The following is a 24928-nucleotide window of genomic DNA, read 5'->3' on the forward strand; positions in this document are numbered from 1 at the left end:
TCCTCAAAGATCCGTGGTGTGTGGCGGTACGTCTGCTTCTGCGGCGAGGCCTGCTGTCTAGGCGAAGGCGACGTTGTAGATACCCGCGGCTATGGCTCCGCCGATCAGCGGGCCGACGACCGGGATCCAGGCGTAGCTCCAGTCGGAACCACCCTTGTTGGGCAGGGGGAGGAGCGCGTGCACGATGCGCGGGCCGAGGTCACGGGCCGGGTTGATGGCGTAGCCCGTCGGGCCGCCGAGCGAGAGACCGATCGAGACGACCACCAGGGCGGTGATCAGGCCGCCCAGCACGCCGAGGCCGTTGCCCTTGTCGTTGAGGCCCTGGGTGAGGACCGCGAGGATCAGCACGACGGTGCCGATGATCTCCGTGGCGAGGTTCTGGACCGCGTTCCGGATCTCCGGGCCGGTGGAGAAGATGCCGAGGACCGGTCCCGCGCCCTTCTCCTGGGCCTCGACGGCCTTGGCCGTGGTGGCCTGCGCGCCCGGACCGCCGACGATCTCCTTGTCGGTGAGGTGCGCGTGGAACTGGCCGTAGTAGGCGACCCACACCAGGGAGGCGCCGATCATCGCGCCGAGCAGCTGGCCGGCGAAGTAGACCGGGACGTTGCTCCAGTCGCTGTTCTTGATGGCGAGAGCGACGGTGACGGCCGGGTTGAGGTGGGCACCGGACAGCGGTCCGGAGATGTAGACGGCCGTCATGACGGCGAAGCCCCAACCGAAGGCGATGGCGAGCCAGCCGGCGTTGCGGGCCTTGGAGGCCTTGAGGGTCACGGCGGCGCAGACGCCACCGCCGAGCAGGATGAGTATGGCGGTACCGATGGTCTCGCCGATGAAGATGTCGGAGCTGGACACCCGCGACTCCTTTGTCCTTCGTCCAGGGAAGCCGAACCCCGAGTCCCTTCGGGGTGTTGGCGCCCTCGGGGGTGAGAGCGATGTCGGCCTTTGGCGTTGTCACACTCTAGCGCGTATTGCCGGTAGGTGTTCGACAATGCCGACCGATGGACGGGAGTCTTGCCCCGGCGTTACGCGTGCGTCAAGAGTTCTGTTATCGAAAACGCGATCGTTATTGATTGCTGTGGGTTATCGATGAGTCGGGCCGAGTCGGGTTGTCCGCCGGGTGTCCTGCGTAAACTCCGCTGATCTGCGCATTTGCCCTGTTATGTCCATCTCAGGGTACGGCTGAGGCCGGTCCGCCACATGCGAACCGGCCTCGGTCGTCGATCAAGGGTGTGCCGGGGTGTGCCGTCAGAACCGGCCCGCGCCCAGGTCCCGCGAGACCGCACGGGCGCAGTCCCGCACCGCCGCGATCAGGTCGGGCCGCAGCTCCCCGTCCTTGCAGAGCCGCTCCACCGCACCGGTGATGCCCACCGCGCCCACCGGCATCCGGCGGCGGTCGTGGATCGGGGCCGCGACCGAGGCCACGCCCTCCCACGTCTCCTCAACGTCGGCCGCGTAGCCCCGGGCCCGCGTGATGTCCAGGATGTGCTCGAAGGCGTCCAGGTCGCAGGTGGTGCGGTCGGTGAAGGGCTTGCGGTCGGCCTCCAGCGCCTCGCTGTGCGCCACGGGGTCGTAGGCCGACAGCACCTTGCCGAGGGCCGTGGAGTGCAGCGGCTGCATGGCGCCGATCTCCAGCACCTGCCGGCTGTCGTCGGGCCGGAAGACGTGGTGCACGATCAGCACGCCCTGCTGGTGGAGCACGCCCAGGTAGACGCTCTCCCCGCTGGAGCGGGCCAGGTCGTCCGTCCACACCAGCGCCCGCGCCCGCAGCTCGTGGATGTCCAGGTAGGTGGTGCCGAGCCGGAGCAGCTCGGCGCCCAGCTGGTAGCGGCCCGAGACGTCGTCCTGCTCGACGAACCCCTCCTGCTGGAGGGTGCGCAGTATCCCGTGGGCGGTGCCCTTGGCGAGGCCCAGCGACGAGGCGATGTCCGACAGGCCGAGCCGTCGCTCGCCGCCCGCGAGCAGCCGCAGCATCGCGGCCGCCCGTTCGAGCGACTGGATGTTCCGTGCCATCGCCGTTATGCCTCCGTCCCCTGTGACCCTCACCGTCACGACGCCGTAACCATCGTTCGGCAATGCCGAACACTACCGGTCCATGCCGACTCACCGCTAATGCTCCGTCGACATCCGTTACTTCACGCGTGGCCCACCCTTCGGTGCCCGGCCACACGCGTCCGCCCCGCACCATGACCCGTGAGCGGCCGAAACGCCATGGCCGGCGTCATACTGCCCGCCCCGCCGGCCACTCGTCCGCCACATGGACGCCCTGCCCATCCAAGCCCACTCCCGGTTACGCTGGCGCCGTGCGTCCATAGCCGGGTCCACCCGGGGAAGCCGCATAGCCGACAGCCGTCGCATCCAAGGGAGCCCTTCATGGCCTCGTTGCCACCGTCCCCTTCCGCCGACAGCCGGACCCGGGTGTCCGCGCTCCGGGAGGCGCTCGCCACACGCGTGGTGGTCGCCGACGGAGCCATGGGCACCATGCTCCAGGCGCAGGACCCCACCCTGGAGGACTTCGAGAATCTCGAGGGCTGCAACGAGATCCTCAACCTCACCCGCCCCGACATCGTCCGCTCCGTCCACGAGGCGTACTTCTCGGTCGGCGTGGACTGCGTGGAGACGAACACCTTCGGGGCGAACCACGCGGCGATGGCCGAGTACGACATCGCCGACCGCGTCCACGAGCTGTCCGAGGCCGGCGCCCGCATCGCCCGCGAGACCGCCGACGACTTCACCGCCCGGGACGGCCGGCAGCGCTGGGTCCTCGGCTCCATCGGCCCCGGCACCAAGCTGCCCACCCTCGGGCACGTGCCGTACGTCACCATCCGCGACGGCTTCCAGCAGAACGCCGAGGGCCTGCTCACCGGCGGCGCCGACGCCCTGATCGTCGAGACCACCCAGGACCTCCTGCAGACCAAGGCCTCCGTCCTCGGCGCCCGCCGCGCCATGGCGGCCCTCGGCACCGAGGTCCCGCTCCTGGTCTCCATGGCCTTCGAGACCACCGGCACCATGCTGCTCGGCTCCGAGATCGGCGCCGCGCTCACCGCCCTGGAGCCGCTCGGCATCGACATGATCGGCCTGAACTGCTCGACCGGCCCCGCCGAGATGAGCGAGCACCTGCGCTACCTCACCCGGCACTCGCGCATCCCGCTGCTGTGCATGCCGAACGCGGGCCTGCCGGTCCTGACCAAGGACGGCGCCCACTTCCCGCTCGGCCCCGAGGGCCTGGCCGAGGCCCAGGACAACTTCGTCCGCGACTACGGCCTCTCCCTCATCGGCGGCTGCTGCGGCACCACCCCCGAGCACCTGCGCCAGGTCGTGGAGAAGGTCCGGGGCGTCACCCCGCCCGGGCGCAGCCCGCGCCCCGAGCCCGGCGCCGCCTCCCTCTACCAGACCGTGCCCTTCCGCCAGGACACCTCCTACCTGGCCATCGGCGAGCGCACCAACGCCAACGGGTCCAAGAAGTTCCGCGAGGCCATGCTGGCCGCCCGCTGGGACGACTGCGTGGAGATGGCCCGCGAGCAGATCCGCGAGGGCGCCCACATGCTGGACCTCTGCGTGGACTACGTCGGCCGCGACGGCGTCGCCGACATGGAGGAACTGGCCGGCCGCTTCGCCACCGCCTCCACCCTGCCGATCGTCCTCGACTCCACCGAGGTGGACGTCATCCAGGCCGGCCTGGAGAAGCTCGGCGGCCGCGCGGTCATCAACTCCGTCAACTACGAGGACGGCGACGGCCCGGAGTCCCGCTTCGCGAAGGTCACCCGGCTGGCGCGGGAGCACGGCGCCGCGCTGATCGCGCTGACCATCGACGAGGAGGGCCAGGCCCGCACCCCCGAGAAGAAGGTCGAGATCGCCGAACGGCTGATCGACGACCTGACCGGGAACTGGGGCATCCACGAGTCGGACATCCTGATCGACACCCTGACCTTCACCATCTGCACCGGTCAGGAGGAGTCCCGCAAGGACGGCATCGCCACCATCGAGGCCATCCGCGAGCTCAAGCGCCGCCACCCGGACGTCCAGACCACCCTCGGCCTGTCCAACATCTCCTTCGGCCTCAACCCGGCCGCCCGCATCCTGCTGAACTCCGTCTTCCTCGACGAATGCGTCAAGGCCGGCCTGGACTCGGCGATCGTGCACGCCAGCAAGATCCTGCCGATCGCCCGGTTCTCCGAGGAGGAGGTGCAGACCGCCCTCGACCTCGTGTACGACCGTCGCGCCGAGGGCTACGACCCGCTGCAGAAGCTGATGGCCCTGTTCGAGGGCGCCACCGCCAAGTCCCTCAAGGCCGGCAAGGCCGAGGAACTGGCCGCCCTCCCGCTGGAGGAGCGCCTCAAGCGCCGCATCATCGACGGCGAGAAGAACGGCCTGGAGGCCGACCTCGACGAGGCCCTGCAGAGCCGCCCCGCCCTGGACATCGTCAACGAGACCCTGCTGGACGGCATGAAGGTCGTCGGCGAACTGTTCGGCTCCGGCCAGATGCAGCTGCCGTTCGTCCTCCAGTCCGCCGAGGTCATGAAGTCCGCGGTCGCCCACCTCGAACCGCACATGGAGAAGTCGGACGCCGAGGGCAAGGGCACCATCGTGCTGGCCACGGTGCGCGGCGACGTCCACGACATCGGCAAGAACCTCGTCGACATCATCCTGTCCAACAACGGCTACAACGTCGTCAACCTCGGCATCAAGCAGCCCGTCTCCGCGATCCTCGAGGCCGCCGACGAGCACCGGGCCGACGTCATCGGCATGTCCGGCCTGCTCGTCAAGTCCACGGTGATCATGAAGGAGAACCTGGAGGAGCTCAACCAGCGCGGCCTCGCGGCCACCTACCCGGTCATCCTCGGCGGCGCCGCCCTCACCCGCGCCTACGTCGAGCAGGACCTGTACGAGCTCTACGAGGGCGAGGTCCGCTACGCCCGCGACGCCTTCGAGGGCCTGCGCCTCATGGACGCACTCATCGGCGTCAAGCGCGGCGTGCCCGGCGCCAGCCTCCCCGAGCTCAAGCAGCGCCGGGTCCGGCAGACCGCCGTCGTCGAGGTCGAGGAGCGGCCCGAGGAGGGCCACGTCCGCTCCGACGTCGCCGTCGACAACCCGGTGCCCACCCCGCCGTTCTGGGACACCCGCGTCATCAAGGGCATCCAGCTCAAGGAGTACGCGAGCTGGCTCGACGAGGGCGCCCTCTTCAAGGGCCAGTGGGGCCTCAAGCAGGCCCGCACCGGCGAGGGACCCTCCTACGAGGAGCTCGTCGAGACCGAGGGCCGGCCCAGGCTGCGCGGCCTCCTCGACCAGCTCCAGACGGAGAACCTGCTGGAAGCGGCCGTGGTCTACGGCTACTTCCCGTGCGTCTCCAAGGACGACGACCTGATCATCCTCGACGAACAGGGCAACGAGCGCACCCGGTTCACCTTCCCCCGCCAGCGCCGCGGCCGCCGGCTCTGCCTCGCCGACTTCTTCCGCCCGGAGGAGTCGGGGGAGACGGACGTGGTCGGCCTCCAGGTCGTCACCGTCGGCTCCCGCATCGGCGAGCAGACCGCCAAGCTGTTCGAGGCCAACTCCTACCGCGACTACCTCGAACTGCACGGCCTGTCCGTCCAGCTCGCCGAGGCCCTCGCCGAGTACTGGCACGCACGCGTGCGCTCCGAGCTCGGCTTCGCCGGCGAGGACCCGGCCGACGTCGAGGACATGTTCGCCCTGAAGTACCGGGGCGCCCGCTTCTCCCTCGGCTACGGCGCCTGCCCGAACCTGGAGGACCGTGCGAAGATCGCCGACCTGCTCCGGCCCGAGCGGATCGGCGTCCACCTGTCCGAGGAGTTCCAGCTCCACCCCGAGCAGTCCACCGACGCCATCGTGATCCACCACCCGGAGGCGAAGTACTTCAACGCCCGCTGAGCGGTGTGCCGGCACCGAGGCGTGTCCCACCCGGCGCACTGATCGGATAAGTCGTACACTGGTCGGTCCACAGCAGGCCGGTTCCCCGCATGGGAACCGGCCTGGTCGTCCCTCAAGGAGGTGTGTGGATTGACCAGCACGGTCCCCGCGCTCGGAACCCGTACGGCGGAAGGCTCGGCCCTCCAGGCGGTGCTCCTCGACATGGACGGCACCCTGGTGGACACCGAGGGCTTCTGGTGGGACGTCGAGGTCGAGATCTTCGCCCGCCTCGGCCACGCCCTCGACGACTCCTGGCGCCATGTCGTGGTCGGCGGCCCCATGACCCGCAGCGCCGGGTTCCTCATCGAGGCCACCGGCGCCGCCATCACCCTCGCCGAACTCAGCGTGCTCCTCAACGACGGCTTCGAGGAGCGGATCGGCACCGCCCTGCCGCTGATGCCGGGCGCCCAGCGGCTCCTCGCCGAGCTGTACGAGCAGCAGATCCCCACCGCCCTGGTCTCCGCCTCGCACCGGCGCATCATCGACCGGGTCCTGACCTCGCTCGGCCCCCAGCACTTCAGCCTGTCCGTCGCCGGCGACGAGGTCTCGCGCACCAAGCCCTACCCGGACCCGTACCTGCTCGCCGCCGCCGGACTGGGGGTGGATCCGGCCAGGTGCGCGGTCGTCGAGGACACCGCGACCGGTGTCGCCGCCGCCGAGGCGGCCGGCTGCCAGGTGGTCGCCGTCCCGTCGGTCGCGCCGATCGCCCCGGCCGTACGGCGTACCGTGGTGACCTCCCTGGAAGAGGTCGACCTGGCTTTCCTACGCGGCCTGATGACGGAAATGGTCTAGCCGTTCACCCAGCGTGCAAAGCTCCAATGGTCGAAATCCCGGCAGTGGTCATTCAACGGAATTCGCAACTGTTCAACCGGCTGAATTCCGATACCCCATCACGGAAATACGCGTGTGACGTTCCCCACGTGTGAGGACGCTCGACAACGTTGCCCGACTGTGCAGAGCACCCCCCTTCGGGGGGAAACGGGGCGACCTTGTGTCCCGATTGGGGAGACGCTGCACTAATCCTGCCGCTGTCGGGTTTTCGGTCCGTCCACGACCGGTTCCCCTGCGTGATGGACCCTCAACTCACGCCGCTGCCAACCGTCCTGCGGGCGCCGACTAATCTCGTCGCGAGAACATCGTCGTAACCCCCGTGATCCGCTTCGACACCCCATGTATGCGGGATACACGGACACGAACAGCTCTGGAGAACTTCGAGCATGAACCGTAAGACTTTGGTGCTGCCGGCCGTGGTCGGCCTGCTCACTCCGGTGCTCGCCGCGTGCGGTGGATCCGACAGCGGGAGCAGCAGCAGCGACGCGATCGTCGTCGGCACCACCGACGGGTTCACTGCCACGAAGGACGCCCCGGCGCCCCTCGACCCGGCCTACTCCTACGACGTCGGCGGCTGGAACATCCTGCGCCAGACCGTGCAGACCCTCATGTCCCAGCCCAAGGGCGAGGGTGACCCGGTCCCGGACGCGGCCGAGAGCTGCTCCTTCACCGACAGCGGCAGCGAGCGCTACGCCTGCAAGCTGCGTGAGGGCCTGAAGTTCTCCGACGGCAACGCCGTCACCGCCGAGGACGTCAAGTGGTCCATCGAGCGTGCCCTGCGCATCAAGTCGGACAGTGGTGTCTTCGGCCTCCTCACGAACATCGACACCATCGAGACCCAGGGCGACCGCGAGGTCGTCTTCCACCTCAAGACCGCCGACGCCACCTTCCCGTACAAGCTGTCCACCCCGGTCGCGGGCATCCTGAACCCCAAGGACTACGAGAAGGACAAGCTCCGCGACGGCTTCGACATCGACGGCTCGGGCCCCTACACCTTCAAGGCCGACGTCAAGAACGACGAGCTCGTCTCCTCCACCTTCACCAAGAACCCGAACTACAAGGGCAGCGTGAAGGTGAACAACGAGCAGGTCGTCCTGCGCTCCTTCAAGGACGCCGACGCCATGGGCGAGGCGATCGACAAGGGCGACATCGACGTCATGACCCGCTCCATGTCGCCGGCCCAGATCAACAAGCTCGACGCCGGCACCGACAAGAACGTCGACCTCGTCGAGATGTCCGGCCTGGAGATCCGCTACCTCGGCTTCAACACCGACGCGCCGTCCGTCAAGGCCAAGGCCGTCCGCCAGGCCATGGCCCAGCTCATCAACCGCGACGAACTCGTCGCCAAGGTGTACGGCTCCCAGGCCGAGCCGCTGTACTCGCTGGTCCCGGCCTCCGTCACCGGCCACTCCAACTCCTTCTTCAACAAGTACGGCGACCCCAGCGTCTCCAAGGCCAAGAACCTGCTGACCGCGGCGAACATCACCACCCCGGTGAAGCTCACGCTGCACTACACGACCGACCACTACGGTCCGGCCACCAAGCAGGAGTTCGAGGTCCTCAAGCAGCAGCTCAACGGCAGCGGGCTGTTCGACGTCAGCATCCAGGGCACCCCCTGGTCGACCTACCAGACGGCCGAACGCAAGGGCGCCTACGACGTCTACGGCATGGGCTGGTTCCCCGACTTCCCGGACGCCGACAACTTCCTCGCGCCGTTCCTCGACAAGGACAACTTCCTCAAGTCGCCCTACGTCAACAGCCGGATCATCAACACGCTGATCCCCGAGTCCCGCCGCGAGGCCGACCGGGCCAGCGCCGCCGGCAGCCTGACCGAGATCCAGAACGACGTCGCCGGCGACGTCCCGGTGCTGCCCCTGTGGCAGGGCAAGCAGTACGTCGCCGCCCGCAACGACATCACCGGCGTCGCCTACGCCCTCAACTCCTCCGCCAGCCTCCAGCTGTGGGAGCTGGGCCGCGGCTCCAGCAGCTGACGCCCGGTCAAACGACAGGAAGGGCGCCCCGCTCCACGAGCCGGGCGCCCTTCCTGTCGTACACGGCCGTCCCGCCGCTACTGCGCGCCGGGGCGCACCAGACCGCTCTCGTACGCGTACACCGCCGCCTGCACCCGGTCCCGCAGCCCCAGCTTGGTCAGCACATGCCCCACGTGCGTCTTCACCGTGGTCTCGCTGACGAACAGATCCGCGGCGATCTCCGCGTTCGACAACCCCCGCGCCACCAGCTTCAGCACCTCCACCTCACGGTCGGTGAGCGTGTGCAGGGTGTCCGGCACCGGCTCCTCACCGGACGGCAGATGCGTCGCGTACTTGTCCAGCAGCCGGCGCGTGATGCTCGGCGCCAGCATCGCCTCGCCGTTCGCCACCACCCGGATCGCCTGCACCAGCTCGTTGGCCGGGGCGTCCTTCAGCAGAAAGCCGCTGGCCCCCGCGCGCAGCGCCTCCACCACGTACTCGTCCAGATCGAACGTGGTCAGCACCAGCACCTTCGCCGGACCGTCCCGGCCCGGACCGGTGATCTGCCGGGTCGCCTCCACACCGTCCATCCGCGGCATCCGGATGTCCATCAGCACGACGTCGGGCTGGAGGGCGCGCACCTGGTCGAGTGCCTGCAGGCCGTCTCCGGCCTCGCCCACGACCGCGATGTCCTGCTCGGCCTCCAGAATCATCCGGAACCCGGTACGCAGCAGCGGCTGGTCGTCGACCAGTAGGACGCGGATGGCCACGATGAGTCTCCTTCTGCTAGTCCGCGCCCATTCTGCCCTGCGCCGCCTCCTCGGACCCCGCCGACCTCACCGGCAGCGGATACGGCGGGGGAGTGCCGCCGAACTCCGGGCAGTGCGCCTGGTGGTCGCACCAGCCGCACAGCTTCGTCGGACGCGGCCGCCACTCACCCGACTCCGTCGCCTCCCGGATCGCCTCCCACAGCGCGAGCAGCTTGCGCTCCACCCGCTGCAGATCGGCGAGGACCGGGTCGTACGTCAGCACGTCACCACTGCCGAGGTAGACCAGCTGCAACCGCCTCGGCACCACGTTCTTCAGCCGCCACACCACCAGCGCGTAGAACTTCATCTGGAACAGCGCACCCTCGGCGTACTCCGGCCGCGGCGCCTTGCCCGTCTTGTAGTCGACGATCCGCACCTCACCCGTCGCAGCCACGTCGACCCGGTCGATGATCCCCCGCAGCCGCAGCCCCGACTCCAGCTCCGTCTCCACGAACAGCTCCCGCTCCACGGGCTCCAGCCGGACCGGATCCTCCAGCGTGAACCAGCGCTCGACCAACTGCTCCGCCTCACCCAGCCAGCGCGCCAGCCGCTCGCCCTGCGGATCCTCCGCGAACAGCTCCCCGAGCTCCGGCCTGGACTCCCGCAACCGGTCCCACTGCCCCGGGATCAGCGCCTTGGCCCGCGGTGCCGTCCGCTCCGCCGCCGGCGCGTCGAAGAGCCGCTCCAGCACCGCGTGCACCAGCGTCCCCCGCGTCGCCGCCGCACTCGGCTTCTCCGGCAACCGGTCGATCACCCGGAACCGGTACAGCAGCGGACACTGCATGAAGTCACTGGCCCGCGACGGCGACAACGACGTCGGCGGCCCGGCCGCCCTGCCCGCCACCGCCGTGACCGGCCCGTCCCCCTGCGCGACGACCGCGCCCCGATCCCGCGCGGCGTCCCCGATGCTGCTGTCCATGACCACAGACCATACGGCCCGCCACTGACAGTCACCCAACCCGCGCGACGCCCCGGCCAACACAGGGGGTGCCGGGGCAGAACACGCCGCGACGGCCGCATACCATCGACCGGAGAAGACGCATCTAACGAGGGGACACCGTGGACGTGAGCGGCGGCAGCGGGCAGCCCCGGTCGGACAACGCCGAACCGGCGCAGCAGACGACCGGCGAGGAGCCCGCGCCCCCGGCCCCGGCCCCGCAGACACCGGAACACCCCGAACAGCCGGAACAACCGCAGACCACGCAGGCACCGGAGAAACCCCAGGCGGCCACGGCACCGGCCCACCGGGAGCCACCCGACGCACCCGGCTCACCCACCGGTGCCCCCGACCCGGGCGACGGGCCGTCCCCCGCACGCTCCGGCATGGCCAAGGGACAGCCGCCGCAGCGGCCCAAGGAACCCGGCGGCGGACTGCTCATGGGCCGGCCCTTCGGCGTCCCCGTGTACGTCGCCCCCAGCTGGTTCGTCGTCGCCGCACTGATCACCTGGGTCTTCGGCGGCCAGCTCGACCGCGTACTGCCCGAACTGGGCGCCGCCCGTTACCTCGTCTCCCTCTTCTTCGCCATCGCCTTCTACGCCTCCGTCCTGATCCACGAACTCGCCCACACGGTCGCCGCGATCCGCTTCAAGCTCCCCGTCCGCCGCATCCAGCTCCAGTTCTTCGGCGGCGTCTCCGAGATCGAGAAGGAAGCGGAGACCCCCGGCCGGGAATTCGTCCTTGCCTTCGTCGGCCCGCTGCTCTCCCTCGTCCTCTCCGGCCTCTTCTACCTCGCCATGCAGCCCGTCGAACCCGGCACCGTCCCCGGCGTCCTGCTGGCCGGCCTGATGGTCTCCAACCTCATCGTCGCCGCCTTCAACCTGCTGCCCGGCCTGCCCCTCGACGGCGGCCGGATGCTCCGCGCCGTCGTCTGGAAGATCACCGGCAAACCCATGAGCGGCACCGTCGCCGCCGCCTGGGTCGGCCGGGCCCTCGCCGTCTCCGTCCTCATCGGCCTCCCGCTGCTCAACCACTGGGGCGCCTTCGGCGGCGGCACCGACGACAGCAGCGGCATGGACGCCGTCACCGACGCCCTGCTCGCCGCCATCCTCGCCGCGATCATCTGGACCGGCGCCGGCAACAGCCTGCGCATGGCCCGGCTCCGCGAACACCTCCCGGAACTGCGCGCCCGCACCCTCACCCGCCGCGCCGTCCCCGTCGAGACCGACACCCCCCTCTCCGAGGCCCTGCGCCGCGCCAACGCCGCCGGCGCCCGCGCCCTGGTCGTCGTCGACGCCGACGGCAACCCCCTCTCCCTCGTCCGCGAGGCCGCGATCGTCGGCGTACCCGAACACCGCCGCCCCTGGGTCGCCGTCAGCGGCCTCGCCCAGGACCTGACCGACGGCATGCGGGTCTCCGCGGAACTCGCAGGCGAGGACCTCCTCGACGTCCTGCGCGCCACCCCCGCAACCGAATACCTGGTCGTCGAGGAGACCGGCGAGATCTACGGCGTCCTCTCGGCGGCGGACGTCGAGCGCGCCTTCGTCAGGGCAATGGCAAGGCCGTCCTGACCTCCACCCCGAAGGCGTCCCACCCTGAAGGCACCCCGCCCTCGAGGCACCCCGCACTGGAGCGCCCCGCAAGGGGCGCTGGGGGTACTCCCGGTCGAAGGCCGGGGGAGGAACTGCGCGGGCACCCACGACCCACCCGCACCGGTCCCACGACCGAAGGCGCCCCTCGTTGGTCCGAGCCGCCCGCAGGGCCCGGTAGGCTGTTCACATGTCCGAACCGACCGGTGCCGCCCGCAGGCGCGGGCCCTTCAAGGTCGGGGACCAGGTACAGCTGACCGACCCCAAGGGTCGCCACTACACGTTCACGCTCGAAGCCGGGAAGAACTTCCACACCCACAAGGGCTCCTTCCCGCACGACGAACTGATCGGCGCTCCCGAGGGCAGCGTTGTCCGCACCACCGGCAACGTCGCCTACCTCGCGCTGCGCCCCCTGCTCCCCGACTACGTCCTGTCCATGCCCCGCGGGGCAGCCGTCGTCTACCCCAAGGACGCGGGGCAGATCCTCTCCTTCGCCGACATCTTCCCCGGCGCCCGCGTCGTGGAGGCCGGCGTCGGCTCCGGCTCGCTCAGCAGCTTCCTGCTGCGCGCCATCGGCGACCAGGGCATGCTGCACAGCTACGAGCGCCGCGCGGACTTCGCCGAGATCGCCCAGCAGAACGTCGAGCGCTACTTCGGCGGCCCGCACCCGGCCTGGCAGCTCACCGTCGGCGACCTCCAGGACAACCTCTCCGACACTGACGTCGACCGCGTCATCCTCGACATGCTCGCCCCCTGGGAATGCCTGGAGGCCGTCTCCAAGGCCCTCGTCCCCGGCGGCATCCTGTGCTGCTACGTCGCCACCACCACCCAGCTCGCCCGGACCGTCGAGTCCATCCGCGAGATCGGCTGCTTCAACGAGCCGACCTCGTGGGAGACGATGATCCGCAACTGGCACGTGGAAGGCCTCGCCGTCCGCCCCGACCACCGCATGATCGGCCACACCGGCTTCCTGCTCACCGCCCGCCGCCTCGCCGACGGCGTCGAGCCGCCCATGCGCCGCCGCCGCCCTGCCAAGGGCGCCTACGGCGAGGACTACGACGGCCCCAACGCCGACGGCGGCGCCGGCCGCTGAGCCCGGCCCCGCAACCTCAGCAACGCACGAGCGCCGCCGCCGAGTTCCCGGACACCACGGAACTCGGCGGCGGCGCTCACCCGTTGAAGCCACCCATCACAGTGCGGCACCCCACCGGCCGTGAAAGCCCACCCCGCCGTTCCCTCCCCACTGTGACGTGTGGCACGATGCAGGCCACCCCCACCGGCACAGGCCTCACAGGAGACACTCCTAGTGCAGCAATCCGTGGTCCCGGAGCTCGCTCACACCGACACCCGCCCCATGCACTGGCTCGCCACCGCCGCTGCCGTGGCCGGGGTGGTGGCTCTGTCGTCCCTCTTCCAGCCGGGCTCGGCCAAAGCCGCCCAGCCCACCGCCGCGACCGGGACGAAACCCGCCCCCGCTGCCGCCGCGCCGCCCAGTACCACCGGCGTGGACTTCCCCCTCGACTGCGGCCCCGTCAAGGAGCTGGTCGTCAAGAAGGCCAGCGGCGACCTGGACGGCGACGGCAGGCCGGAAACCGTGGTCGTCGTCCACTGCGACTCGGCCATGGGCACCCCGCCCGACGGCGTCTACGTCCTCACCCAGGCCGCCGGTGCCACCAGCCCCCGCGTCGTCGCCACCCTGGTCGACCCCAAGGACCGCTACACCGTGACCGACTTCGCCGTCGCCCGCGGAGCGGTCACCGCCACCCTGCTCGGCTATTCCTCGGACGATGTGCCCAGTTGCTGCCCGGACCTGAAGGCCGGCGCCAAGTGGCAGTGGAACGGCCACGCGTTCGTCCGCTCCACCCCGGCCGCCGCCCACAGCGTCTGACGGCCACCCCGGCCACGTCGACCGCGTCGACCGCGTCCGCGCGGCAGGTCCGCAGCCCACGCCACGCGGAGTGGCCGGAAAGTCACTCCGCGTCCGGCCCGTACACCTCGACGCGGTCCGCGACCCGGCGCACATGGATGCACTCGCCCGGACACTCCCGCGCCGAGTCCACCACGTCCGTGAGCAACGGCAGCGGCACGGGCACCGTCGCCCCCTTCGCCTGCAGCAGCTCGTCGTCCGCGCCCTTCACATAGGCCAGGCCGTCGATGTCCAGCTCGAACACCTCCGGGGCGTACTGGGCACAGATCCCGTCGCCCGTACACAGATCCTGGTCGATCCAGACCTCGAGCGCCTCGTCGCCGGCCAGGGCCTCCTGCTGCACGGTCATCTCTCCTGCCGTCGAAAGCGCCGGACGGCCGGGCCCGGGGGTCACCCGGTCCCGCCCCGGCGGGTGTTGAACGCCTCCGACCCTACCTCCGGCCCCCAGCCCCCCGCGCACCCTCCTCGCGCACCCTCCGGAGCGCCCTCCGCGCACGCCCCGCGCCCGCGCGGACGGCGCGTCCACCGGCGCGGGACGGCGGCGTCCGGCCACCCGACCGATCGAACCGAGCCAACCGCGGCCCTGCCGCCGTGCACACGCAGTACATCCGGCCGGTCGCTCTGTGTAAGAAATCCGCCACCGGGGCACAACCCCTGAACCGGCACTGGAGCGGACAACTCCGGTCAGTAACGAAGGGTTTTGACCACTCCGGGCCTGGAACACGCCGCTTCTGAATCGCGTTGAGTGGGTATCCACCCGGCACGAGGGAGAACGCAATGGGTGACCGACGACACACCTTGACAGTCTTTGTGATCTAGGGGTTTCAATCGACACCCACCCAGGTAGGGTCTGGAAGCGTCCAGCTCCCCTTGGAGGAGGTGAGGACCGTGGCAGCCCACGACGACGACATGAACCGCGGCATCCGCCCGGGACGAGGGTCCGACGACCCGTCCGAGCAGATCGCCTATCTTGAGCAGGAGATCGCCGTCCTGCGACGCAAGCTCGCCGACTCTCCGCGACACACGAGGATTCTCGAAGAGCGGATCGTCGAGCTGCAGACGAACCTGGCCGGCGTGTCCGCCCAGAACGAGCGACTCGCGAACACCCTCCGCGAGGCCCGCGACCAGATCGTGGCCCTCAAGGAGGAAGTCGACCGGCTCGCACAGCCGCCGGCCGGCTTCGGTGTCTTCCTCACGGCGAACGAGGACGGCACCGCCGACATCTTCACCGGCGGCCGCAAACTGCGGGTGAACGTCAGCCCAAGCGTCGACCTGGACGACCTCAGGCGCGGCCAGGAAGTCATGCTCAACGAAGCGCTCAACGTGGTCGAGGCCATGGAGTACGAGCGCGTCGGCGACATCGTCACCCTCAAGGAGATCCTCGAGGACGGCGAGCGGGCCCTCGTGCTCGGGCACACCGACGAGGAACGGGTGGTACGGCTCGCCGAGCCGCTGCTGGACGTGACCATCCGCCCCGGCGACGCCCTCCTGCTCGAACCCCGCTCCGGCTACGTCTACGAGATCGTTCCGAAGAGCGAGGTCGAGGAGCTCGTCCTCGAAGAGGTCCCCGACATCGGATACGAGCAGATCGGCGGTCTCGGCGGCCAGATCGAGGCCATCCGCGACGCGGTCGAGCTGCCCTACCTCTACCCGGACCTGTTCAAGGAGCACGAACTGCGCCCACCCAAGGGCGTCCTGCTCTACGGGCCCCCCGGATGCGGCAAGACGCTCATCGCCAAGGCTGTCGCCAACTCGCTGGCCAAGAAGGTCGCCGAGGTCACCGGCCAGGCCCAGGGCAAGAGCTTCTTCCTCAACATCAAGGGCCCCGAGCTCCTGAACAAGTACGTCGGCGAGACCGAGCGGCAGATCCGCCTCGTCTTCCAGCGTGCCCGTGAGAAGGCCAGTGAGGGCACCCCCGTCATCGTCTTCTTCGACGAGATGGAATCCCTCTTCCGCACCCGCGGCTCCGGCGTCAGCTCGGACGTGGAGAACACCATCGTCCCCCAGCTGCTCGCCGAGATCGACGGTGTCGAAGGCCTGCAGAACGTGGTCGTCATCGGCGCCTCCAACCGCGAGGACATGATCGACCCCGCCATCCTCCGCCCCGGCCGCCTCGACGTGAAGATCAAGATCGAGCGTCCCGACGCCGAGGCCGCCAAGGACATCTTCGGCAAGTACCTCACCGAACGCCTCCCGCTGCACGCCGACGACCTCGGAGAACACGGCGGCAGCAAGGCCACCACCGTCGAGAGCATGATCCAGACGGCGGTCGAACACATGTACGCCGAATCCGAGGAAAACCGCTTCCTGGAAGTCACCTACGCCAACGGCGACAAGGAAGTCCTCTACTTCAAGGACTTCAACTCCGGCGCCATGATCGAAAACATCGTCGGACGCGCCAAGAAGATGGCGATCAAGGACTTCCTCGACCACAACTCGAAGGGCCTCCGCGTCTCCCACCTCCTCCAGGCCTGCGTGGACGAGTTCAAGGAGAACGAGGACCTGCCCAACACCACCAACCCCGACGACTGGGCCCGGATCTCCGGAAAGAAGGGCGAACGGATCGTCTACATCCGTACCCTCATCACCGGAAAGCAGGGCGCGGACACCGGACGCTCCATCGACACGGTGGCGAACACCGGACAGTACCTGTAAAACACAGGGCGGCTGCGGGTGCCCTCACCGGGTACCCGCAGCCGACTGTTTTTCCGGCCAAAACCGGAAACCGAGGCGAGCAAGGCAATGACGCAAATGATCTCCCCACCAGCGCAAAGGCGTTCTAGGCTCTTTCCTACCGCCGAGTCGCGCAGTGCGGGGACGGGCACCGCACACGCACCGGAGCGCCAGCGGTACGCGAGCGCAGCCCACGACCGAGGGCTCCGCCGGGCAAGGAGGGCCGCATGACCGTACGGCGAGTAATGGGCATCGAGACGGAGTACGGGATCTCCGTCCCCGGCCACCCCAACGCCAATGCCATGCTCACCTCGTCCCAGATCGTCAACGCCTACGCGGCGGCGATGCACCGGGCCCGCCGGGCCCGCTGGGACTTCGAGGAGGAGAACCCGCTACGGGACGCCCGGGGCTTCGACCTCGCACGCGACGCCGCCGACGCCAGCCAGCTCACCGACGAGGACATCGGCCTCGCCAACGTCATCCTCACCAACGGCGCACGCCTCTACGTCGACCACGCACACCCCGAATACAGCGCCCCCGAGGTCACCAACCCCCGCGACGCCGTCCTCTGGGACAAGGCCGGCGAACGCATCATGGCCGAAGCCGCCGAACGAGCCGCCGCACTCCCCGGCGCCCAGCCCATCCACCTCTACAAGAACAACACCGACAACAAGGGCGCCTCCTACGGCACGCACGAGAACTACCTGATGAAGCGGGAAACCCCCTTCTCGGACATCGTGCGCCACCTCACCCCCTTCTTCGTCTCGCGCCAGGTGGTCACCGGCGCCGGCCGCGTCGGCATCGGCCAGGACGGCCACGAACACGGCTTCCAGCTCAGTCAGCGCGCCGACTACTTCGAGGTCGAGGTCGGCCTGGAGACCACCCTCAAACGGCCCATCATCAACACCCGCGACGAACCCCACGCCGACGCGGAGAAGTACCGCCGCCTCCACGTGATCATCGGCGACGCCAACCTGTCGGAGATCTCCACCTACCTCAAGCTCGGGACCACGGCCCTGGTCCTGTCGATGATCGAGGACGGCTTCATCGCCGTCGACCTCGCCGTCGACCAGCCCGTACGCACCCTCCACCAGGTCTCGCACGACCCCGGTCTCAAGCGCCTGGTCACGCTCCGCAGCGGCCGCACACTCACCGCCGTGCAGCTCCAGATGGAGTACTACGAGCTCTCCCGTAAATACGTGGAGGAGCGCTACGGCGCCGACGCCGACGACCAGACCCGCGACGTCCTGCAGCGCTGGGAGGACACCCTCAACCGCCTGGAGAACGACCCCATGAGTCTCTCCGGCGAACTCGACTGGGTGGCCAAGAAGGAGCTCATGGAGGGCTACCGCCGCCGCGACGACCTCGACTGGGACGCCGCCAAGCTGCACCTCCTCGACCTCCAGTACGCCGACGTGAGGGCCGAGAAGGGCCTCTACAACCGCCTCGCGGCCCGCGGACGCATGAAGCGGCTCCTGGACGAGGCCGACGTCGAACGGGCCCGCACCAGCCCCCCCGAGGACACCCGCGCCTACTTCCGCGGCCGCTGCCTGGAGCAGTACGCCGACGACGTCGCCGCCGCCAGCTGGGACTCGGTCATCTTCGACCTCCCCGGCCGCGACAGCCTCCAGCGCGTCCCAACCCTGGAACCGCTACGCGGAACGCGAAATCACGTCAAGGCGCTCCTGGACCGCTGCCGCACCGCAGAAGACCTGGTCAGGGTCCTCTCCGGCGGCTGAACGGACCCCCGGACCGCACCGGGCCGCCGGGGTCAAAACCCCGGCGCCCGGGAATCATCGAGGTGGCCCCCGTACGTTGGAGAAACTGCGGGGCCGATGTCGGACCCGGCTTGTAGGGTCTGATCATCACCGATCGGCAGGAATGCCGACCTGTCGACCATGTCGGGCGAACTGAGCGGGGTGAGTGTCATGGCAACCAAGGACACCGGCGGCGGACAGCAGAAGGCGACGCACTCGACCGAGGAGGTCGAGGAGCAGGCGGCAGAGTCGCAGGGCTCCGAGGACCTCAAGGAGCGGCACGAGAAGCTGAGCGACGACGTGGACTCGGTTCTTGACGAGATCGACGATGTCCTGGAGGAGAACGCAGAGGACTTCGTTCGTAGTTTCGTTCAGAAGGGCGGCCAGTAGCCTTCGAATCGAAGGTTGCGGGCGGGGGGCTGGGTTGGCGAGCGAAGAGGATGCGAGGCGCTGCTCGCGGTGCAAGGAACACAAGCCGCGAGCAGCCTTTGCGAGCGACAAGTCCATGCGTGATGGCATGCAGGCCTACTGCAGAGAGTGCGCATCCGCGTACCACCAGCAGAGACAGCTGGCCAAGGGGCTCAACGCACGGCCCAGGGTGAAGGCACCCGAAGGGCACAGGTATTGCCGTACGTGCGGCGAGATCAAGCCGCACGGTGAGTGGCCGCGGAACAGCAGTGCTTCGGACGGCCTGGGAACCCTCTGCAAGGCCTGCAAAGCGGTCAAGGGGCGGCAGCGTCATCTCAAGCGCAACTACGGCCTCACCGAAGCCGAGCGCGACGCGATGACCGCCGCCCAGTACGGGATGTGCGCGATCTGCCTAGATGCCCCGCCCGTTCATGTGGATCACTGCCACAAGACGGGTAGGGTCCGAGGCGTACTGTGCTTCAACTGCAATTCGGCCATCGGCAAATTGAGGGACAAGCCCGACGCCGCTCGCCGTGCCGCTGCTTACCTGGAAGGAAACTTGTGGAAGCCAACACTCGTAGCACCGGGCGTCTACCAGCTGCCTTCCTGACGCCTGGGTCCTCTTCGTTCATGGACTTTCTCGGTGAGCACCAGCCGGAGTTGCTGCCCGGCAGGCGGCAGTTGCCGCCGACGCAGGGGGTGATCGAGGCGCCGCACGGGACGACGATCGTGGCGGTGACCTTCCCCGGAGGCGTGGTGCTCGCCGGTGACCGTCGGGCCACGATGGGCAACGTGATCGCGCAGCGGGACATCGAGAAGGTGTTCCCGGCGGACGAGTACTCGGCCGTCGGAATCGCCGGCACCGCCGGTCTCGCGGTGGAGATGGTGAAGCTCTTCCAGCTGGAGCTGGAGCACTTCGAGAAGGTCGAGGGCGCCCAGCTGTCGCTGGAGGGCAAGGCGAACCGGCTGTCGACGATGATCCGGTCCAACCTGGGCATGGCGATGCAGGGCCTGGCTGTCGTGCCGTTGTTCGCCGGGTTCGACGTGGACCGGGACAAGGGGCGGATCTTCTCGTACGACGTGACGGGGGGCCGTTCGGAGGAGCACAACTTCGCCGCGACCGGGTCCGGCTCGATCTTCGCGCGCGGTGCGATGAAGAAGCTGTTCCGTGACGACCTGTCCGAGGAGCAGGCGACCACACTGGTGGTGCAGGCTCTGTACGACGCGGCCGACGACGACTCGGCGACGGGCGGTCCCGATGTCGCCCGCCGGATCTACCCGATCATCACCGTGATCACCGACGCCGGTTTCCGCCGGCTCACCGACGACGAGTCCTCCGGGCTGGCCCGTGCGGTGCTGGCGCGTCGCCTGGAGGAGCCGGACGGTCCCCGCGCGGCGCTGCTGTAGGGCGTCGGCGTTCTTATCAAGGTGATCCCAGTGACTTCGACGGAACCCTAAGGAAGGGGACGGATACCGGTGTCGACGCCGTTCTATGTCTCACCTCAGCAGGCGATGGCGGACCGTGCCGAGTACGCCCGTAAGGGCATCGCGCGCGGCCGCAGCCTGGTTGTGCTCCAGTACGCCGACGGCATCGTGTTCGTCGGTGAGAACCCGTCCCGTGCGCTGCACAAGTTCAGCGAGATCTATGACCGCATCGGTTTCGCGGCCGCCGGTAAGTACAACGAGTACGAGAACCTGCGGATCGGTGGTGTGCGCTACGCCGATCTGCGGGGTTACACCTATGACCGTGACGATGTGACGGCGCGTGGTCTGGCGAACGTGTACGCGCAGACGCTGGGCACGATCTTCTCGTCGGCGGCGGAGAAGCCGTACGAGGTGGAGCTGGTCGTCGCGGAGGTGGGGGAGACTCCGGAGGGTGACCAGATCTACCGGTTGCCGCACGACGGTTCGATCGTGGACGAGCACGGTTCGGTGGCGGTCGGTGGCAGTGCGGAGCAGATCAGTACGTATCTGGACCGTGAGCACCGGGAGGGCATGACTCTGGCGGAGGCGCTGAAGCTGGCGGTGACGGCGTTGTCGCGGGAGTCGAACGGCACGCAGCGGGAGATTCCGGCGGAGCGTCTGGAGGTCGCGGTGCTGGACCGGACGCGTCCGCAGAAGCGGAAGTTCAAGCGGATCGTGGGTCCGCAGTTGTCGCGGCTGCTGGAGTCGGGTGGCGCGGCGACGGCCGCGGAGGCCGAGGATGCCGAGGAGTCCGGCGGGGACGTCGAGTAGTCCTGTTCGTGTTTCATCCGCTCAGCGCCCCGCCTGGGAGTTTTCCGGGCGGGGCGCGGGCGTTTTGGCGGGGTCAGGGCTGCCGTGGGGGTGCTGTGGAGCCGCGTACGACGAGTTCTACGGGGATGTCTCCGTGTTCGGGTTCGCGGCCGTCCAGGACGGCGAGGAGGGCTTGCATGCCGCGTTCGCCGAAGAGTTCGGCGTCGAGGCGGACGGTGGTGAGTTCGGGGTCGATGGCGGTGGCGAGGGCGAGGTCGTCGAGGCCGGTGACGGAGATGTCGTCGGGGATGCGCAGGCCTTGGCGGCGGATGGCCTTGTAGGCGCCGGCGGCGAGTTTGTCGTCGTCGCAGACGAGGGCGGTGGGGCGAGGGCCGGGGGTGGTGAGGGCGGCTTCGGCGGCGGCCTGGGCGTCTTCGATGGAGATCGGGGCGCGGATCGTGCGCAGTGAGGTGCCGGGGACGTCTGAGGTGCGGGCCGCGAGTTCGTGTGCGCGTACTTCGAAGGTCCAGGAGGCGATGTCGGCGGCCAGGTGGAGGAAGTGGCGGTGGCCGAGGTCGAGGAGATGGTCGGCGGTCTGGCGTACGCCGTCGGCGATGTCGAGGTTGACGGTGGCGGCGCCGAGGCTGCCGTCGGGGTCGCTGTCGAGCATGACGAGGGGGAGCTGGTCGCCGCGGATGGCGGTGAGGGCGTCGGCTGCCATGGAGGAGGCGATGACGCCGTCGAGGGCGGCCTGGGCGGAGGCGAAGGGGTTGCGGGCGGGGCCGATGCCTTCGGGGGAGGGGTAGAGGAGGACGCCGAAGCCGTGGGCGGAGGCGACGCGGGCGGCGCCGGTGTAGACGCCGGCGAAGAACTCGGTGGTGAGGGCGGGGACGACGAGGAGGACGGTGCGGGTGCGGCCGAGGCGCAGGTTGCGGGCGGCGAGGTTGGGGCGGTAGCCGAGGTCGCGGGCGGCTTCGCGGACGCGTTCGGCGGTGGCCTCGGAGACGCGGCCGCGCCATTTGTCGCCGAGCACGAGCGACACGGCGGCCTGGGAGACGCCGGCGGCTTGGGCGACGTCGCGGCTCGTGGGGCGCGTGCTGCTGGGTGGCACCGGGGGTGGGCTCCTTCGTCTGGACGTGTGAACAGCGCACATGGTACGTATGGGAGGCGGGGTTATACGTAAAACGTGGAGGTGGGACATGGCCGCGGGGTACCTGGAGATCCTCAGGGCGAGGCACGCGGCCCGGCTGCTGGCGGGGACGCTGGTGGGGCGGTTGCCGAACGCGACGGCGGCGATCGCGATCGTGCTGTTCGTGCGGGCGGAGGGCGGTACGTACAGCCTGGCGGGGGTGCTCGCGGCGGTGTACGGGGTGGCGAACGCGGTGGGTCAGCCGGTGCTGGGGCGGCTGGTGGATCTGTGCGGGCAGCCGCGGGTGCAGCTCCCCGCGGCGCTCGCGTCGGCCGGGGCGATGGCCGTGTTCGCCTTCGCGGGTACCGGGTCCCGGCCGGTGGCGTACGCGGCCGTGGCGGCGGCGGGGCTGTTCACCCCGCCCCTGGAGGGCGGGCTGCGGGCCCTGTGGCCGAGTGTCCTGGGTGCGGAGGAGCAGGTGCACACGGCGTACGCGATGGACGCGGTGGCGCAGGAAGTGATGTTCACGGCGGGGCCGTTGCTGGTGACGCTGTGCGTGTCGCTGTGGTCGGCGCAGGCGGCGCTGCTGGTGGTGAACGTGCTGGGGGTGCTCGGGGCGCTCTCGGTGGTGGTGTCGGCGCCGTCGCGCGCGTGGCGGTCGGCGCCGCGTGAGGCGCACTGGCTGGGTGCGCTGCGTTCGTCCGGGCTGCTGGCACTGCTGGCGGCGTTCCTGTTCGTGGGGGTGGCGATGGGGTCCATCACCGTGGCGTCGGTGCCGTACGCGGACGGCCATGGGGGTGACGTGGTGTACGGCTGGATGATGGCGGCGCTGGGGCTGGGTGCGCTGGTGGGGGGCAGTGTCTACGGGGCGCGGCGGTGGGCGGGGGAGCCGGCGCGGCGACTGCGGGTGCTGGTGGCTCTTCTGGCGGTGTGTTATCTGCCGTTGATGCTGATGCCGGGGGCGTTGGCCATGGTGTTGCTCACCGTGCTGGCCGGGGTGTTCCTGGCGCCGGCGATCGCGTGTGCGTTCGTGCTGGTGGACCGGCATGCGCCGGGCGGCACGGTCACCGAGGCGTTCTCCTGGCTTGTGACGACGTTCACGGTGGGCGCGTCGGTGGGAACGGGCGTGGCGGGGCCGGTGGTCGAGGCGGGCGGGGCCCTGTGGGGGTTCGCGGTGCCGGGCGCGGCGGGTGGTGTGTCGTTGCTGGTCCTGGCGGTCACGGGGCGGGTCCTCGCAGCTCCCGGTGGGGGTGCGGTGGTTGCGGCCGGTTCGGAAAATGATCCAAATCGTGCTGTCGAACCCCGTTTCAGCTCAGGGGATCGGGCGTAATGTTCAGTCATGGACCGCCGCATTTTCGGGCTGGAGAACGAGTACGGCGTCACGTGCACGTTCAGGGGACAGCGCCGCCTGTCGCCTGACGAGGTGGCGCGGTACCTCTTCCGCCGTGTCGTGTCATGGGGCCGTAGCAGCAATGTCTTTCTGCGGAACGGCGCCCGGCTCTATCTCGACGTGGGCTCACATCCGGAATACGCGACACCCGAGTGTGACAATGTGACCGAACTGGTCACCCACGACAAGGCCGGCGAGCGCATTCTCGAAGGGCTGTTGGTGGACGCCGAACGACGCCTGCATGAGGAAGGAATCGCGGGCGACGTCTACCTTTTCAAGAACAACACGGACTCGGCGGGCAACTCCTATGGTTGCCACGAGAACTATCTGGTGGCGCGGCACGGGGAGTTCTCCCGGCTCGCGGACATCCTCATTCCGTTCCTGGTGACCCGGCAGCTGCTGTGCGGCGCCGGGAAGGTGCTGCAGACGCCGCGCGGTGCGGTGTACTGCGTGAGCCAGCGGGCGGAGCACATCTGGGAGGGCGTCTCCTCGGCGACGACGCGTTCCCGGCCGATCATCAACACGCGCGACGAGCCGCACGCGGACGCGGAGCGCTACCGCCGACTTCACGTCATCGTCGGCGACTCGAACATGTCCGAGACGACGATGCTGCTCAAGGTCGGCGCCACCGACCTGGTGCTGCGCATGATCGAGGCGGGCACGGTGATGCGGGACCTGACCCTGGAGAACCCGATCCGGGCGATCCGCGAGGTCAGCCACGACATCACGGGCCGGCGCAAGGTGCGTCTGGCCAGCGGCCGGGAGGCCTCCGCCCTCGAGGTGCAGCGGGAGTACTACGAGAAGGCCGTGGACTTCTGCGAGCGGCGCGGTATCCGCACCGGCACGGTCGAGCAGGTGCTGGAGCTGTGGGGCCGCACGCTGGACGCGATCGAGGCCGAGGACCTGGACCGGATCGGCACCGAGATCGACTGGGTGATGAAGTACAAGCTCATCGAGCGGTACCGGGCCAAGCACAACATGACCATGTCGCATCCGCGCGTGGCGCAGATAGACCTCGCTTATCACGACATTCACCGTCGTCGGGGTCTGTATTACCTGCTGGAGAAGAAGGGGCAAGCCACGCGGATCTGCAATGACTTGAAGATCTTCGAGGGCAAGTCGGTTCCGCCGCAGACGACTCGGGCGCGGCTGCGCGGTGACTTCATCCGGCGGGCCCAGGAGCAGCGCCGGGACTTCACGGTCGACTGGGTGCATCTCAAGCTCAACGACCAGGCGCAGCGAACGGTGTTGTGCAAGGACCCGTTCCGTTCGGTCGACGACCGGGTGGAGAAGCTCATCGCCGGCATGTGAGAGATCGGCACAGAACGCCACACGGGCGCCGTACGTTTTCCGTACGGCGCCCTTCTCA

At 69.3% G+C, this 24928-nt stretch carries 20 protein-coding genes; 14 read left to right on the forward strand and 6 right to left on the reverse strand.

What is annotated here, in order from left to right:
* Nucleotides 1–57: 57 nt before the first annotated feature.
* Nucleotides 58–852 (reverse strand): MIP/aquaporin family protein, encoded by a 795-nt coding sequence (locus AB0472_RS03350; RefSeq protein ID WP_366352976.1) that lies wholly within the window; start codon nt 850–852, stop codon nt 58–60.
* 393 nt (nt 853–1245) lie between these two features.
* A complete protein-coding gene (locus tag AB0472_RS03355) occupies nt 1246–2010 on the reverse strand; it encodes an IclR family transcriptional regulator (RefSeq protein WP_351490182.1) in 765 nt (254 codons plus the stop codon).
* A 360-nt stretch (nt 2011–2370) separates the two neighbouring features.
* On the opposite strand from AB0472_RS03355, the gene metH reads away from it, so the two are divergent.
* The 3 genes from metH (at nt 2371) to AB0472_RS03370 (ending at nt 8747) form a co-directional block, all read left to right on the forward strand.
* Nucleotides 2371–5886, forward strand: a complete 3516-nt coding sequence (gene metH / locus AB0472_RS03360; protein ID WP_366352978.1) for a methionine synthase — start codon at nt 2371–2373, stop codon at nt 5884–5886.
* A gap of 129 nt (nt 5887–6015) precedes the next feature.
* Nucleotides 6016–6717, forward strand: coding sequence for an HAD family phosphatase (locus AB0472_RS03365; protein ID WP_366352980.1), 702 nt, complete (start codon nt 6016–6018; stop codon nt 6715–6717).
* Between the two features lie 425 nt (nt 6718–7142).
* The gene (locus AB0472_RS03370; protein WP_366352982.1) at nt 7143–8747 is read left to right on the forward strand and encodes an ABC transporter substrate-binding protein; all 1605 of its coding nucleotides are present in this window, start codon (nt 7143–7145) and stop codon (nt 8745–8747) included.
* Nucleotides 8748–8824: 77 nt separating this feature from the next.
* Here AB0472_RS03370 and AB0472_RS03375 read toward each other — a convergent pair whose 3' ends face one another.
* Entirely contained in the window at nt 8825–9496 is a 672-nt protein-coding gene (locus tag AB0472_RS03375) for a response regulator transcription factor (protein ID WP_030608351.1), read from the reverse strand.
* 16 nt (nt 9497–9512) lie between these two features.
* Nucleotides 9513–10454, reverse strand: a complete 942-nt coding sequence (locus tag AB0472_RS03380; protein WP_366352983.1) for a RecB family exonuclease — start codon at nt 10452–10454, stop codon at nt 9513–9515.
* Between the two features lie 140 nt (nt 10455–10594).
* On the opposite strand from AB0472_RS03380, the gene AB0472_RS03385 reads away from it, so the two are divergent.
* From AB0472_RS03385 to AB0472_RS03395, 3 genes are all read left to right on the forward strand, one after another.
* On the forward strand, nt 10595–12043 hold the full coding sequence (locus AB0472_RS03385; RefSeq protein WP_366352985.1) for a site-2 protease family protein: 1449 nt from the start codon (nt 10595–10597) through the stop codon (nt 12041–12043).
* A gap of 208 nt (nt 12044–12251) precedes the next feature.
* Nucleotides 12252–13154 carry a tRNA (adenine-N1)-methyltransferase gene (locus AB0472_RS03390; RefSeq protein WP_089103073.1) on the forward strand — a complete coding sequence of 301 codons (903 nt, stop codon included), beginning with the start codon at nt 12252–12254 and terminating at the stop codon, nt 13152–13154.
* 213 nt (nt 13155–13367) lie between these two features.
* Nucleotides 13368–13949, forward strand: a complete 582-nt coding sequence (locus tag AB0472_RS03395; protein ID WP_366352987.1) for a hypothetical protein — start codon at nt 13368–13370, stop codon at nt 13947–13949.
* Between the two features lie 82 nt (nt 13950–14031).
* Here the strand turns inward: AB0472_RS03395 and AB0472_RS03400 are convergent, their stop codons facing one another.
* Nucleotides 14032–14337, reverse strand: a complete 306-nt coding sequence (locus tag AB0472_RS03400) for a ferredoxin (RefSeq protein ID WP_351704035.1) — start codon at nt 14335–14337, stop codon at nt 14032–14034.
* Nucleotides 14338–14876: 539 nt separating this feature from the next.
* On the opposite strand from AB0472_RS03400, the gene arc reads away from it, so the two are divergent.
* The 6 genes from arc to prcA all read left to right on the forward strand — a co-directional run bounded on the left by arc (nt 14877) and on the right by prcA (nt 21061).
* Nucleotides 14877–16643: a proteasome ATPase gene (arc, locus tag AB0472_RS03405; RefSeq protein ID WP_366352991.1), complete on the forward strand. Its 1767-nt coding sequence runs from the start codon at nt 14877–14879 to the stop codon at nt 16641–16643.
* Between the two features lie 245 nt (nt 16644–16888).
* Nucleotides 16889–18400 carry a depupylase/deamidase Dop gene (gene dop, locus AB0472_RS03410; protein ID WP_366352993.1) on the forward strand — a complete coding sequence of 504 codons (1512 nt, stop codon included), beginning with the start codon at nt 16889–16891 and terminating at the stop codon, nt 18398–18400.
* A 189-nt stretch (nt 18401–18589) separates the two neighbouring features.
* Entirely contained in the window at nt 18590–18808 is a 219-nt protein-coding gene (locus AB0472_RS03415; protein WP_132889128.1) for a ubiquitin-like protein Pup, read from the forward strand.
* A 115-nt stretch (nt 18809–18923) separates the two neighbouring features.
* On the forward strand, nt 18924–19436 hold the full coding sequence (locus AB0472_RS03420; RefSeq protein ID WP_366352996.1) for an endonuclease VII domain-containing protein: 513 nt from the start codon (nt 18924–18926) through the stop codon (nt 19434–19436).
* Nucleotides 19388–20233, forward strand: coding sequence for a proteasome subunit beta (prcB, locus tag AB0472_RS03425; protein ID WP_366352997.1), 846 nt, complete (start codon nt 19388–19390; stop codon nt 20231–20233). Before AB0472_RS03420 ends, prcB begins: the two co-directional genes overlap by 49 nt.
* A 69-nt stretch (nt 20234–20302) precedes the next feature.
* The gene (prcA, locus tag AB0472_RS03430; RefSeq protein ID WP_351958915.1) at nt 20303–21061 is read left to right on the forward strand and encodes a proteasome subunit alpha; all 759 of its coding nucleotides are present in this window, start codon (nt 20303–20305) and stop codon (nt 21059–21061) included.
* Nucleotides 21062–21134: 73 nt separating this feature from the next.
* Here the strand turns inward: prcA and AB0472_RS03435 are convergent, their stop codons facing one another.
* Entirely contained in the window at nt 21135–22151 is a 1017-nt protein-coding gene (locus AB0472_RS03435; protein WP_366353000.1) for a LacI family DNA-binding transcriptional regulator, read from the reverse strand.
* A gap of 88 nt (nt 22152–22239) precedes the next feature.
* Between AB0472_RS03435 and AB0472_RS03440 the strand changes: the two genes are divergently transcribed.
* A complete protein-coding gene (locus tag AB0472_RS03440) occupies nt 22240–23499 on the forward strand; it encodes an MFS transporter (RefSeq protein WP_366353001.1) in 1260 nt (419 codons plus the stop codon).
* Between the two features lie 9 nt (nt 23500–23508).
* Nucleotides 23509–24870: a Pup--protein ligase gene (pafA, locus tag AB0472_RS03445; protein WP_062672158.1), complete on the forward strand. Its 1362-nt coding sequence runs from the start codon at nt 23509–23511 to the stop codon at nt 24868–24870.
* Nucleotides 24871–24928 lie beyond the last annotated feature (58 nt).

Source organism: Streptomyces sp. NPDC086777 (genome assembly GCF_040702065.1).
Classification (GTDB): Bacteria; Actinomycetota; Actinomycetes; order Streptomycetales; family Streptomycetaceae; genus Streptomyces.